The organism is Flavobacterium sp. (assembly GCF_039930565.1).
GTDB lineage: Bacteria > Bacteroidota > Bacteroidia > Flavobacteriales > Flavobacteriaceae > Flavobacterium.
The window spans coordinates 1-13,772 of record NZ_JBDTTP010000031.1; the positions used below are offsets into that span (position 1 = coordinate 1).

Annotated in this window: 11 protein-coding genes; 5 read left to right on the forward strand and 6 right to left on the reverse strand. The window is 34.7% G+C overall.

What is annotated here, in order from left to right; translation table 11 throughout:
* The 3 genes from ABI657_RS09540 to ABI657_RS09550 all read left to right on the forward strand — a co-directional run.
* Window positions 1-236: bL21 family ribosomal protein (locus tag ABI657_RS09540; RefSeq protein ID WP_348097023.1), on the forward strand; the 236-nt coding region annotated here is incomplete at its 5' end.
* A 24-nt stretch (window positions 237-260) separates the two neighbouring features.
* Window positions 261-521 (forward strand): 50S ribosomal protein L27, encoded by a 261-nt coding sequence (gene rpmA, locus ABI657_RS09545; RefSeq protein WP_348097024.1) that lies wholly within the window; start codon window positions 261-263, stop codon window positions 519-521.
* A gap of 203 nt (window positions 522-724) precedes the next feature.
* Entirely contained in the window at window positions 725-1,285 is a 561-nt protein-coding gene (locus tag ABI657_RS09550; RefSeq protein ID WP_348097025.1) for a hypothetical protein, read from the forward strand.
* Between the two features lie 93 nt (window positions 1,286-1,378).
* Here ABI657_RS09550 and ABI657_RS09555 read toward each other — a convergent pair whose 3' ends face one another.
* Window positions 1,379-1,960 (reverse strand): tRNA-(ms[2]io[6]A)-hydroxylase, encoded by a 582-nt coding sequence (locus ABI657_RS09555; protein WP_348097026.1) that lies wholly within the window; start codon window positions 1,958-1,960, stop codon window positions 1,379-1,381.
* A gap of 113 nt (window positions 1,961-2,073) precedes the next feature.
* Between ABI657_RS09555 and ABI657_RS09560 the strand changes: the two genes are divergently transcribed.
* Window positions 2,074-3,315 carry a glycosyltransferase family 4 protein gene (locus ABI657_RS09560; protein ID WP_348097027.1) on the forward strand — a complete coding sequence of 414 codons (1,242 nt, stop codon included), beginning with the start codon at window positions 2,074-2,076 and terminating at the stop codon, window positions 3,313-3,315.
* Window positions 3,316-3,371: 56 nt separating this feature from the next.
* Here ABI657_RS09560 and ABI657_RS09565 read toward each other — a convergent pair whose 3' ends face one another.
* The 5 genes from ABI657_RS09565 to porU form a co-directional block, all read right to left on the reverse strand.
* On the reverse strand, window positions 3,372-5,036 hold the full coding sequence (locus ABI657_RS09565; RefSeq protein ID WP_348097028.1) for a 2-oxo acid dehydrogenase subunit E2: 1,665 nt from the start codon (window positions 5,034-5,036) through the stop codon (window positions 3,372-3,374).
* A 7-nt stretch (window positions 5,037-5,043) separates the two neighbouring features.
* Window positions 5,044-6,042 (reverse strand): pyruvate dehydrogenase (acetyl-transferring) E1 component subunit alpha, encoded by a 999-nt coding sequence (gene pdhA, locus ABI657_RS09570; protein ID WP_348097029.1) that lies wholly within the window; start codon window positions 6,040-6,042, stop codon window positions 5,044-5,046.
* A gap of 160 nt (window positions 6,043-6,202) precedes the next feature.
* The gene (gene cdd, locus ABI657_RS09575; RefSeq protein ID WP_348097030.1) at window positions 6,203-6,685 is read right to left on the reverse strand and encodes a cytidine deaminase; all 483 of its coding nucleotides are present in this window, start codon (window positions 6,683-6,685) and stop codon (window positions 6,203-6,205) included.
* 73 nt (window positions 6,686-6,758) lie between these two features.
* Window positions 6,759-7,955, reverse strand: a complete 1,197-nt coding sequence (porV, locus tag ABI657_RS09580) for a type IX secretion system outer membrane channel protein PorV (protein WP_348097031.1) — start codon at window positions 7,953-7,955, stop codon at window positions 6,759-6,761.
* Window positions 7,956-7,990: 35 nt separating this feature from the next.
* Window positions 7,991-11,824, reverse strand: coding sequence for a type IX secretion system sortase PorU (gene porU, locus ABI657_RS09585; protein WP_348097032.1), 3,834 nt, complete (start codon window positions 11,822-11,824; stop codon window positions 7,991-7,993).
* Between the two features lie 212 nt (window positions 11,825-12,036).
* Here porU and gldJ point away from each other — a divergent pair, with 212 nt between their 5' ends.
* Window positions 12,037-13,725, forward strand: coding sequence for a gliding motility lipoprotein GldJ (gene gldJ, locus ABI657_RS09590; protein ID WP_348097033.1), 1,689 nt, complete (start codon window positions 12,037-12,039; stop codon window positions 13,723-13,725).
* The last annotated feature ends 47 nt before the right edge of the window (window positions 13,726-13,772 follow it).

The following is a 13,772-nucleotide window of genomic DNA, read 5'->3' on the forward strand; positions in this document are numbered from 1 at the left end:
GAGATAAAGTAATCGTTTTCAAAAAGAAAAGAAGAAAAGGTTACAAAAAGAGAAATGGTCACAGACAATATCTTACTCAAATTGTAATTGAAGGTATTACTGCAGCAGGAGGAACTAAAAAAGCAGCAGCTAAAAAAGCGGTTGTAGCAGAAGAAGCAGCTACTGAAGAAGTAGAAGCTCCTAAAGTGAAAAAAGCAGCAGCTCCAAAAGCAAAAAAAGAAGCTACTAAAGAATAATAACAATATTTAAACTCATACGTCATGGCTCACAAGAAAGGTGTCGGTAGTTCGAAGAATGGTAGAGAATCAGAATCAAAACGTTTAGGCGTTAAGATTTTTGGTGGTCAGGCTGCTATTGCTGGAAACATAATCGTTAGACAAAGAGGTTCAAAACATAATCCAGGTGAAAACGTTTACATCAGTAAAGATCACACTCTTCATGCAAGAGTACCTGGAGTTGTTAAGTTCCAAAAGAAAAAAGATAACAAATCTTATGTATCTATACTTCCATTCGAAGCATAATCATTAGATAACTTATTACAAAACCCGTTCTGAAAAGAGCGGGTTTTTTGTTTTATATTTTAGATTTAGTTATTTCCAATATATTTAAATAGTTGTTCATCAATTAGGATTGAAGATTTTGTAACATTTTATAAGATTGTACTACTTATGCTGTAATCAAATTAAATAATAAAGAAACGCAAATCAAATTTATGAATAAAAAGATGTTTACTACCTTCCAATTGTATTGTACAGGAATGATATTTATTTTGATTTGGGGATTGTTGCTGTGGGCGCATTATCATGGGGGAGTCTCAAGTCATCATATACTCGCCGATAAAGATTTGCCGGAGATTTCTAATTGGTGGGGCGGTCTTTTACTTCCCTTACTTACTTTCTTTTTATTACATCGAATGAAAAAAAGAATAATGATAAACAAAAATCAAGAATCACAAAAGTCAACTATTCCAGTAGCTATAATTTATGGATTTCTTTCTGCCTTAATTTATGGAATACTGCTTTCAGTCTTTTTTACATTAGGCTATTCAGATATTCCTGCCTATATGCTTATTGGGGCTTTTTTATTGGCATTATTTTTCCCGATTTACAAAGCAGAGTATATTCTTGGTTTTGTAATCGGCATGACTTTTACATTTGGAGTTGTTCTGCCAACGGGAGTAGGATCTATACTGGCATTAATTGGTGCATTTCTATATCTGTGTATAAGAACCGTAATGTTATATGTAATATCAAGGTTATTGTTTTTTCGGGTTTCAAAGAGATAAAAAGCAACTCAATAAATTTCAGTCAGAACAGAATAGTAGTATTAGGAACCTTTCCAAGTTTTCGTTTGATTCACATCAATACAAATATGCAAACTATCCGTGTACGGTTTCGTTTTTTCCATAATTGGTAATAATTGAACCCTCGAACTCAATCCATTCCTTCCAGCGTTTGTCAACATCTACATTATCGGCATATTTTCTGGCGAAACCTAAAAAAGTGGTGTAATGTCCAGCTTCCGAAATCATCAAATCGCGGTAAAATTTAGCCAGTTCTTCATCTTTTATATTTTCTGAAAGTACTTTAAAACGCTCGCAGCTTCTGGCTTCAATCATAGCAGAAAATAATAAACGATCACAAAGTGCATCTTTTCTGCTTCCGTCTTTTTTCATAAATTTGAAAAGTTCATTTACGTAATGATCTTTTCTTTCACGCCCCAATGTTAGACCTCTTTTTTTTATCAAGTCATGAACCATTTGTAAATGTTCCAGTTCCTCTCTTGCAATAACAAGCATTTCGGTTACTAATTCTTCTAATTCCGAATTGTAAGTAACTAAACTAATTGCATTCGAGGCTGCTTTCTGCTCGCACCAGGCGTGATCAGTTAAAATTTCTTCAATATTCGATTCTACTATATTTACCCATCGAGGGTCTGTGGCTAATTTTAATCCTAACATAATTTTGTTCAAAGGTATGATGCAAAATTAGTGTTTTTTTTATAACCGAAAGTCAGTAAATATTGTGTAAATCCGATCAAAATAGTATTATTTTGTATGTCGAAACAAATCAAATGAATCAAACAAAAAAACTTTTAATAATTGGTTTTGTCTGGCCCGAACCCAATTCATCTGCGGCTGGAGGACGTATTATGCAATTGATTTCTATTTTTAAAGAAAATGGATTTGAAATTACATTTGCGAGTCCGGCTTTAGATAGTGATTTCATGGTTGATCTAGCTGAGTTTGGAGTGGAGAAAAAATCAATCGAATTGAATAATTCCAATTTTGATGATTTTATAATTGCATTAAATCCGGAAATTGTTTTATTTGATCGTTTCATGATTGAAGAACAGTTCGGATGGCGCGTTTCTGAAAATTGTCCAAAAGCAATTCGATTGTTAGATACAGAAGATTTGCATTGTTTGAGAACTGCAAGACAAAAAGCTTTTAAGGAAAACATAATTTTTGAATTAAATGATTTGCTTTCAGAAGAAGTAGCAAAACGGGAAATTGCCAGTATTTTAAGATGCGATTTGTCTTTTATTATTTCTGAATTTGAAATGAAAATTTTGAATGAAATTTTTAAGATCGATCTCAGTTTATTACATTATCTTCCTTTTTTGGCTGATAGAATGTATGAAGAAGAGCTTTTGAAATTGCCATCTTTTGAAGAAAGAAAAAATTTTGTTTTCATCGGAAATTTTCTTCATGAGCCTAATTGGAATACCGTTCAGTATTTAAAAGAAACAATTTGGCCTTTGATTAAAAAAGATTTTCCGGAAGCTGTTTTGGAAGTTTACGGAGCTTATCCATCACAAAAAGTGTTGCAATTGCATCAGCCTAAAAATGGATTTTTTATTATGGGAAGGGCAGAAGATGCTAAAGAAATAGTGAAAAATGCCAAAATTGTTTTGGCGCCAATTCGTTTTGGAGCAGGTCTAAAAGGAAAATTATTAGAAGCCATGCAATGTGGAACGCCAAGTGTAACTTCAACAATTGGTTCTGAAGCAATGCATGCTAATTTGCCTTGGAATGGTTTTATTACTAATGATATTCAAGAATTTGCTCAACATTCAATTGAGTTGTATCAGAATGAAAATCTTTGGAAGCAAGCTCAAAAAAACGGAATTGCAATTGTAAATGAATGCTATCAAAAAGATAAATATTCAGAAGAAATAATCAAGACAGTTACTTTATTATTGAACGATTCAGAAAGTCATCGACTTTATAATTTCATGGGAAGCTTACTACAGCATCACACTTTAAAAAGCACCAAGTACATGGCGAAATGGATAGAGGCTAAAAATAAATAAAATAAAAATCCCGTTTTGAATTTTCAAAACGGGATTTAAAGATATAAAATGATCGATTATGCCAGCATGGTAACCGGGCTTTCGATGTATTGTTTTAATGTTTGTAAAAATTGAGCACCAGTTGCACCGTCAATTGTTCTGTGGTCACAAGCCAATGATAACATCATGGTGTTCCCAACTACAATCTGACCGTTTTTAACTACTGGTTTCTCCACGATTGCACCGACAGAAAGGATTGCGGAGTTCGGTTGGTTGATAATTGAATTGAATTCAGTGATGCCAAACATTCCAAGGTTAGAAACTGTAAAAGTACTTCCTTCCATTTCCTGAGGCCCTAATTTTTTGTTTTTTGCTCTTCCGGCAAGATCTCTTACTGAAGCTCCGATTTGTGATAAGCTCATAGCATCTGTAAATTTTAATACAGGAACTACTAATCCGTCTTCAACCGCTACAGCAACACCAATATTAACGTGGTGATTGATGATGATAACATCTTCTTTCCACTGAGAGTTAATTTTTGGATGTTTTTTCAAGGCTAAAGCACAAGCTTTGATTACCATATCGTTGAAAGAAACCTTTGTTTCAGGAACCGTATTGATTGTCGCTCTGGCTGCCATTGCATCATCCATACTCACTTCGATCAAAAGGTTGTAGTGAGGAGCTGTAAATAATGATTCAGCTAAACGTTTTGCGATAATTTTACGCATTTGAGAGTTTTTGATCTCTTCTGTGAAAACTTCTCCGGCAGGAACAAATACTTTTGGCGCAGCAGTTTCAGGTTTTTGACCGTCAGTATTTGCATTTGCAGCAGGCTGTGCTTGCGCAGATGGAGTAAAGTTTTCAATATCGCTTTTTACGATACGTCCGTTTTCTCCAGAACCTTTTACCTGATTTAACTGGATTCCTTTGTCAGAAGCAATTTTCTTTGCTAGAGGCGAAGCTAAAATTCTTCCATCTGAAGTGTTAGAATTATTAGTGGTTGCTTCTGTTGCTTTTTCAGCAGCATGAGCAGCTTTTTCTTCAGTTGCAGGAGCACTTGCAGTTGCAGTACCTCCGGCAGTATAATTGTCGGCAATTCCAGAAATGTCAGTTCCAGCAGGCCCAATGATAGCTAATAAACTATCAACTGGAGCAGTGTTTCCTTCCTGAATTCCGATGTATAATAATGTACCGGCATTGAAAGACTCAAACTCCATAGTCGCTTTGTCCGTTTCAATTTCCGCTAAGATGTCACCTTCTGCAACAGCATCTCCTTCTTTTTTCAGCCAGGTTGCTACTGTTCCTTCAGTCATTGTATCACTCAAGCGTGGCATAGTTACAACGACAACCCCTTTTGGTAATTCAGTTGTAGCTTTTGCAGGAGCAACAGTTTCGGTTTTAGCTTCAGCAGCAGGAGCTTCTGTAGTTTCTGCTTTTGATTCCGAAACTTCGGAACTGGCAGCAGGAGCATCGCCACCTGCTAAAAGTGCAGAGATATCTTCTCCTTCATTTCCAATAATTGCTAATAACGAATCAACCGGAGCAGTTTCTCCAGCCTGAATTCCGATATGTAAAAGAGTTCCTTCGTTGAAAGATTCGAACTCCATAGTCGCTTTATCTGTTTCAATTTCAGCAAGGATATCACCTTCGCTAATTTTATCGCCTACTTTTTTAAGCCAAGTCGCTACCGTTCCTTCCGTCATAGTATCGCTCAAACGAGGCATTGTTACTTTTATCGCCATAATATTTCTATAGTTTATGAGGTGTAAATGGATAGTCTTCTTGTGCGTATACTACATCGTATAATTGTTGTAATTCAGGATATGGAGATTCTTCAGCGAATTTCACACATTCTTCAACAAGGTCTTTTACTTTTTGGTCAATTACTTCAATTTCTTGTTCTGTAGCATATTTTTGATCCATAATTACATCTAAAACCTGAGTAATTGGGTCAATTTTTTTGTATTCTTCAATCTCATCTTTTGAACGATATAATTGTGCATCAGACATAGAGTGCCCTCTGTATCGGTACGTTTTCATTTCAAGGAAAGTTGGTCCATCTCCGCGACGTGCCCTGTCAATAGCTTCAGTCATTGCTTCGGCAACTTTTACAGGATTCATTCCGTCAACGGGTCCACAAGGCATTTCATATCCTAAACCAAGTTTCCAGATGTCAGTGTGGTTGGCGGTTCTTTCTACCGAAGTTCCCATTGCGTAACCATTGTTTTCAACAATAAATACGACTGGTAATTTCCATAACATAGCCATGTTGAAAGATTCGTGTAATGAACCTTGTCTGGCGGCACCATCACCAAAATAGGTCATAGTAACCCCTCCGGTTTCAAAATATTTGTCAGCAAAAGCCAATCCAGCTCCTACAGGAATTTGTCCGCCAACGATTCCGTGACCTCCATAAAAACGGTGTTCCTTAGAGAAAATGTGCATAGAACCTCCCATACCTTTAGATGTTCCTGTTGCTTTTCCTAAAAGTTCAGCCATAACACGTCTTGGATCAACTCCCATGCCAATTGGCTGCACGTGATTTCTGTAGGCAGTAATCATTTTGTCTTTAGTCAGATCCATAGCATGCAAAGCTCCCGCTAATACAGCTTCCTGACCGTTGTAGAGGTGAAGAAATCCTCTGACCTTTTGTTGGATGTATAATGCTGCAAGTTTGTCTTCAAACTTTCTCCAAAGCAGCATGTCTTCATACCACTTTAAGTAAACCTCTTTTGTAACTTCTTTCATCTGAATTCTTTCTTTTGCTAAAGTTGTTTTTTTGTGTTATCAATTATTACCTATAACGCAAAATAGTTTCCTCCCACAAATTTGCGCCCGAAGGGTCGGGATGCAAAAATAAGACATTACATTTAAGAACTAAAATTTAAAAGCTACTTTTTGGCTTTTTTTACAAGAACTTTTTATCAAACATAAAAGGGAGGAGGTTTTTTAGGGATGCAGACTGATAAATTGCACCTGTTTCTCCCATAAAATATATTTCTATCGGGGTATCTTGTTTAATTTCATATTCTGCAATTGATTGTCGGCAAGATCCACAGGGCGGAATTGGAGACTGAGTCTGATTCAAATCCGATGCCGCTGTAATGGCCATTTTTAAAATCTTAGCTTCAGGATATACGCTTCCAGCATGAAAAACAGCTACACGTTCAGCGCATAAACCCGATGGGTATGCGGCATTTTCCTGGTTTGATCCCAAAACTATTTTACCATTATCCAATAATAAAGCTGAACCAACTCTAAATTGCGAGTAAGGGGCATAGGCTTTTTTACGGATTTCTGTTGCCTCTTTCATTAGGTTTTGAACGTCATTTGGCAATTCTTCCAAAAAATCAAAAACTAAAAACGATGCTGTTATGTTTATTTCTTTCATTAGTATTAGAGGAAAAAAAATCCAAATTCCTAAAACAGAAATTTGGATTTATATTTATTGTATGTTTTTTTGATTAATACTCGTCGTATTTATCACCAAAATTAAATGTTAAAGAGAAACGTAATGTATTCTCTAACGGATTTTTAACTTTTGATGCAGAGAATAAGTACGATACATCAACTTTAACCACATTATATTTAAAACCTGCTCCCAAAGAGAAAAATTTTACGGCTCCTTTTTCAGGGCTTTGGTGATAATATCCTGCCCGCATCGAAAATGAGTCCTGATAGATATATTCTCCTGCTAAACTATAGGTGATTTCTTTTAATTCTTCACTAAATCCATCAGGAGCATCTCCAAATGATTTGAAAATACCAGGTACCCATCCAATAGAGTTATAATCATTATTTGCCTGCTGTACACCATTCGATTCTCCAGCGTCTTGATAATCCCCATCATTATTTAGATCAATTGGCACTGGAATTTGTTGAGTAGGAACTAATAATTTTGCAAATTCCACACTAACGGCTACTTTATTATAATCGTCTAATATAAAATCAAAACCGCCGCCTACTCTTAAATTCGAAGGTAAGAAGTTTGATCCTGCTCCATCTGTTACTTCGCTTAAATCATAGTTTATTTTTGGACCCAGGTTTTGGAAATTAAAACCAGCTCTCCATCTTCCGTTGAAATCACTGTAGGCAATTTCTTCTGATTGGTAAAATCCGGCAACATCAAATGCAAATGAAGTAGCGGCAGATAAACTTTGTCCTTCGGTTGTAATTCCTAAATTCGAACTGATAAACCTTGCCCCTACGGCCATCGAAAAAGTTTCACTTAACTTTAAGGAGTAAGAACCATCGATTGCAAATTCTGAGGGCTTTACAACATTTGGCTGATCGTTTTGATTCTGCCTCAACTCAATATCTCCAACACTAAAGTATCGTATGCTTCCGGCAAAAGCACTTCTTTCATTAATTTTATTGTAATAAGTCAACTGGCTAAGCGAAATATCATTTACTAAATCAGTTAAGTAGGGGGTGTAGCTCACAGAAAGTCCTTGTTTGTCTGTTGAAAAAGCATATTTTGCAGGATTCCATTGTTGAGAAAACACATCTGCTGATGTTGCTACACCCTGATCTGCAAGACCTGCTGCCCGGGCATCAGCGGCAACCAATAAAAAAGGGACTCCAGTTGTAATTGGCCTGTCCTGTGCTGTTGCAAAGGTAATAATAAGTAAACAAAATAATAAAAGCGATATTTTTTTCATTTATCTGAATAATGTGTTAATTGTGCAAATATATATTATAGAATGACAAGTTTTTCATACTTCTCGGCTTTTTTATTTGTTAAACTGGATTTTACAGTCAGTTTATAAATGTAAACCCCCTTTCCGATTCGATCTCCATAGTCATCTTTTCCATCCCAGCTGATTTCCCTGGATAAAAAACCTTCGGTAGTAATAATCTGATTTTTTGTCCACACCACTTTTCCGGTAATAGTCATTACCTGAACCTGAACTTCTAAAGGTTCATATGGTTTATTATGTGAAAACCAAAATTGGGTATAAGTAGAAAATGGATTAGGATAATTAAGAACGTGTGTCAGGGTTAGTGATTCATCGCCAACAACTACAAATTGTATTTCGCTTGTTACAGGGTTGTTATATACATCCCATGCCGTAAAACTTATTGTATGAATGCCTTCACTTAAATTGCGCAAAGGGAAACGTAAATTTCCATTAGTGTAATTATCTAATTCTGTTTGGTAATAATCGTTTAAAATCATAGGATTTGTAACATCCCCATCTAAAATCGCAACAATATCATGACCAATTCCACTAGCTGTATTGATTCCGTTTTCATCTTCAAGAAAAGCCAATAAAAATGGAGAATTATTTGTAATTCCGCCAGAAACAAAAGTTTCATCGTTCATATATAACTTCACTTTTGGATTAATATTGTCCTGAGGTGCATTTTCGTTAATTCCTCCTATTTTAATAGTATTACTGTAACCTGATTGGTTTTCCAAAACTTCATTTTTTTTCGAATAAAAGCTTATTCGGCCGTTATCTACAGGAATTCGGATATCTCTTGGAACTATAAAACTAAATTCAAACTGACCATTGGTTATTGATGCATTTCCTCTAAAAATCGTTTGTCCCAGTGTTTTAAATTGCATAGCCGGACTATATCCATCATTGTTAAGAGTTGAATTTGTAATTAGTTTATCAAAAATTGCTGTAAAAAGTTCTCCGTTGTAATTACTCAAAACATTATTGTTTTCATCTGTTATTTCACCTGAAATTTTAATCTTCGCAAGAGACTTCAAATCTTCAATTGGTCCTGTAATAAGGGCATCATTAACTTTTGTTAAATTAATTTTGGGTTTAGCAATGGCCAACATAATAGCTGGGTCGCCAATGTAAAAGACAACATTGCTGGAAGAACTGGGATTCTCATTTTTTGAAATTCTAAGCGCTTCTGCTATCGTGGAATATTGAGTGGATCCGAAAGAAAGCAGATTTTTAGTCAAATTGTCATTGAAATTTTCCGCATTAAATTGTCCAATAGAACGTATAGTGGTTAGCATTGCAATCGCACCTCCTTTTGGATTCCAGAATGTATATTCACCAGCAGTAGGTCTGGTTGGGTCATCAAAACGGGAAAATTCGCAAGTAATAGTAATAAACAAGGGATACTTATATTGATTGCTCAAGTTTTGACCATCTGATTTTTCCCAAATTCTTTCAGCTGCTAGTCCATCTTCTCCTCCATGCCCTAAATAATTAAAAACTAATGCACCTTTTTCGAATGCATCAAAAAAATCTGTTTTTGCTTTTGGGTATCTTGACCCGCCTGCTGAAGCTTCCTGAGAATAGGAATCTAAAATGATTTTATTGACGTTTAAAAAAGGTTTTTCGGCAATAATTACATCTGCTAAATTGTTTTGACGTGATTGCAGTGAGGAATCAGAACTTTTGTCTGAATCATCGCTGATCAATACAAAATTATTTCTCCAATTTCCATATGATTTTAGATTATGATATTCTAAAACCTTATTGACCATTTCTTCTGCCTGAGCATTATCCGAAACTAACATTCTGCCAACTGCAATATCAATTCCACCAAAAAAAGAAATAACATTACCTTCATTTTCATCCATGAGTCCATAAAAATCATCAGAAGCAAATGCGGCTTCTCCAGTACTGTTACTAATTAAAGAATGATAGACCGGTACTATATTACTATTGTTTGGAATTCTGGCTTTATAATCATAAGAAGCATCACCGAAAAGATTGAGGTATTTTATTCTTTTTTCTGATGAAGATGCATTTTGATAAATATATTTGATGCAGTTTCGAATGGCGGTAATATCTTGTTTTCCTGATGAAAATTCCTGATAAATGTTTTCCAAAGAGATAACCCTTACATTCAAGTTAGAACTATTTCTATGAAAATTTGCTAATTTTTCTGCCTGAGGAAGTAAAATTTTTGGCGATACAATTACATAATCCAAATCCTGAAAAGTGTTTTGGTTATTTTTTAAAAGTGTACCTTTTAAATTTTGATTGGTTATTTTTGACTGGTTTTCTTTTAATGGAGCATAATAATCAGAAGCGTCAACCATTAGATATTTTCTGACTTCGCCTAATGGAGCTTTGAAACTAAAAATAGTTTGATTGGTGTTTTCAATTTTTGATACATTATATATGTCTGTAATGTCCCAAACTTTTGAAATACCAGAGGCGTTCGTAATGGTGTAATTTACGATTCCGACAGAAGAACCACCAAGATCATATTGAAATCGGAATTGTTTCCCCGTACCAGTCAATTTTCTTTTAGCAATTAAATTAACGTAATCCATATATCCTTTTGATCCCGGGACGCCATTATTATTGTAAGTTAATTTTATTTTTATTTTTTCTGAACCCGTAAATGAACTGTTTACAGGTAACTTTCCAGTGTAGAATTTTGTTTCTGAATTTGAATTTAAGGAATTCAAAGCAATGTTTCCGACTGTTGCCCCATTGGCTGAAATTGAAAATGAAGTAGGAGTAAAAGCTGCAGAAGCAACTACTGTTTCAATTTTTACAGGAACTGAAACCTCTAAATTAGGAAATTCAAATTCAAATTCCTGCTCCTGATTGATGTCAAAAGATTCTCCAAACCACTGACGGCCTAAATGAGCAATATTGGTAAGATCTTTTTCATGAAATTGATGGTCATCAAAAGTGTTTAATTCCAAATTACTATTGCCGACTGGCTGATTAATATTCACCATCCTTTTTCCATCTCTGCCTTGTGTAGTGATATAATAATAAGATCTGGTATCGTATAGATTTAAGTTGGTCTGGCTTTCAGTATTCCAATTATCAACTCCTTCGCCATAAAAAAGTATGTAATCCTCGTTGTTGAAAACACCATCACTCTCTCCAATGATTTGAATTGCATTTTCAGTCAAATCTTCAGGATAATAAATATTGTTGGCTAATGGAAGCATTCTTCCGCCGTTTCCGTAAATTTTAATTTTCTGAGGATTTTCTTTATTCGTGTCAAAACCAATACTCTGTAAAAATGATTTAGAAATTTTATAGACTCCTGACTTTTCAATATAAAAACGATACCAGTCACCAGATGACAGAACAGAATTTGAAATTATACTTGATTTTGACGATAAGGATGGATTGTTTTTAGATGTTGAACTACGAATGGAATAGTCAAAAGATTGAATACGTTTGAAATTATTTCCATCAGATATTATTGGCGATAAAGCGATAAAAGATTGATTTTTATCCCTCGAAATTGCTGTTTGAAGTGTTTCGTTCGGCTTTTTAGGAATGTTTTCAAGCGATAAATCACCTAATTGGGAGATCGATAGCGATTCATAAACTACATTAGTGATTTCTATCGTACTCGTAGTTGAAAAATTCATTTCTTCTAACTTAAATAATAATGTTATGTTTTTTTTTGTAGTATCAAAACGAAAACCATTACCCGAAAAATAAGGAATTACTATTTTGGAATCTCCAATATTCATTTCTTTTTTATCATGCCAATCCAAAGATATGGTTCTGTTTACCTGAGAAAAAGAGATAATTGAAGACAAAAAGAAAGATAAGATTATAGCTTGTTTCATGTTAAAAGAAAACGAAATAGATTTAAAAATATTTTAGTAAGTAAAAATATAGTATTTAATGTTATTGTAATAATAAAAAGTATATTTTTGCGTTCAGAATATAGGTTATTTTCTGGGTAAAAAACAGCTAAATAAAATTATTAGAACAGATGTTGCTAATTAAATGTTAATTATTATATTGCAGCACCTAAATTTATCACCTAAGAATGAGTATGAAAGTAAACAAAATTGTAGTCTTGCAATTAATGATGTCAATGGTATTGATGTTAGGCACGGCTAGTTGTAGCAAAAAATCGAGTTCAAGCCATGCATCCAGAGCAACAGGTTGGGATGTCGACAGTCAAAATGGAACGGCTGCTAGAAATGCAGGAAAGAAACAACAGGCTGGTCCTGGTTTAGTTTTTGTTGAAGGTGGTACCTTTACTATGGGTAAGGTACAGGATGATGTTATGCATGATTGGAATAACACACCAACTCAACAACATGTTCAGTCATTTTATATGGATGAAACAGAAGTAACCAACGGTATGTACTTAGAATACCTGGAATGGTTGAAAAAAGTTTTCCCTCCTACAGAAGAAAATTATAAAAATATTTATGCTGGAGCATCTCCTGATACTTTAGTATGGAGAAATCGTTTAGGATATAATGAAACGATGACTAATAACTATTTGAGACATCCTTCCTATGCAAATTATCCTGTCGTTGGTGTAAACTGGATTCAGGCAGTTGAGTTTAGCAAATGGAGAACAGATCGTGTAAATGAAGCTGTTTTAGAAAAAAGCGGGTATGTTAAAAAAGGAGCTAAATCAAATGATGTCGCTGCAGAAAGTTTATTTAGTACTGAGGCATATTTAGCGTCTCCTTCTACTACTTACGGAGGAAATGAAGAATTAGTGTTAAAGAAAAGTCCTAATGGTAAAAGGCCTAAGAAAGGTAAAGATGGTGCTGTAGAAGAACAGAAAAACGTATATGCTCAACGTTCTTCGGGAGTTATATTGCCAGAATACAGACTTCCTACAGAAGCTGAATGGGAGTATGCAGCAGCAGCAGATGTTGGACAAAGAGAATATAATATCTATAAAGGACAAAAGAAATATCCTTGGTCTGGTGATTATACACGTTCTACGAAACGCAAGAACAGAGGAGATCAATTGGCAAACTTTAAACAAGGAAATGGTGATTACGGCGGGATAGCAGGTTGGTCAGACGATGGAGCTGATATTACAAATGCTATTAAAAGTTATCCGGCAAATGATTTCGGTTTATATGATATGGCTGGAAACGTTGCAGAATGGGTAGCAGATGTTTACAGACCTATAATTGATAATGAAGCTAATGATTTTAATTACTTTAGAGGAAATCTTTACGGTAAAAACAAAATTGGTAAAGATGGAAAAATCGAAATAGTAACGAAAGATAATATTAGATACGATACTTTAAGTAATGGTAAAGTTGTAGCCAGAAACCTTCCAGGCGAAATTGCACAGGTTCCGGTTGATGAAAACGAAACATATTTAAGACAAAACTTTAGCACAAGTGATAATATCAATTACAGAGATGGTGACAAACAATCGTCCAGATATTATGATTTCGGTGAATCTGATTCATCAGATAAAGATGGTAAAGAAGCCATGTATAATTCTCCAAAGCATAATGTTACGACAGATAGTTTAGGAAACATGGTTAGAAAATATGACAGCTCAAGCAAAAGAACAACTTTGATAAATGATAATGCAAGAGTTTACAAAGGTGGATCATGGAGAGACAGAGCATATTGGTTAGATCCTGCGCAAAGAAGATATTTTCCTCAGGATATGGCAACAGATTATATAGGATTCAGATGTGCTATGTCGAGAGTAGGCTCAAAAACTGAGAGAAGGAAATCGCCAAGAAATTAACAATATATTTAATTGTAGATAAAAGCCCTTTAATTAGGGCTTTTATT

Bases quoted from the DNA above. Each gene is read 5' to 3' on its own strand.
- rpmA (WP_348097024.1), top strand. From the start codon at position 261: ATGGCTCACAAGAAAGGTGTCGGTAGTTCGAAGAATGGTAGAGAATCA.
- ABI657_RS09550 (WP_348097025.1), top strand. From the start codon at position 725: ATGTTTACTACCTTCCAATTGTATTGTACAGGAATGATATTTATTTTG.
- ABI657_RS09555 (WP_348097026.1), bottom strand. From the start codon at position 1,960: ATGTTAGGATTAAAATTAGCCACAGACCCTCGATGGGTAAATATAGTA.
- ABI657_RS09560 (WP_348097027.1), top strand. From the start codon at position 2,074: ATGAATCAAACAAAAAAACTTTTAATAATTGGTTTTGTCTGGCCCGAA.
- ABI657_RS09565 (WP_348097028.1), bottom strand. From the start codon at position 5,036: ATGGCGATAAAAGTAACAATGCCTCGTTTGAGCGATACTATGACGGAA.
- pdhA (WP_348097029.1), bottom strand. From the start codon at position 6,042: ATGAAAGAAGTTACAAAAGAGGTTTACTTAAAGTGGTATGAAGACATG.
- cdd (WP_348097030.1), bottom strand. From the start codon at position 6,685: ATGAAAGAAATAAACATAACAGCATCGTTTTTAGTTTTTGATTTTTTG.
- porV (WP_348097031.1), bottom strand. From the start codon at position 7,955: ATGAAAAAAATATCGCTTTTATTATTTTGTTTACTTATTATTACCTTT.
- porU (WP_348097032.1), bottom strand. From the start codon at position 11,824: ATGAAACAAGCTATAATCTTATCTTTCTTTTTGTCTTCAATTATCTCT.
- gldJ (WP_348097033.1), top strand. From the start codon at position 12,037: ATGAAAGTAAACAAAATTGTAGTCTTGCAATTAATGATGTCAATGGTA.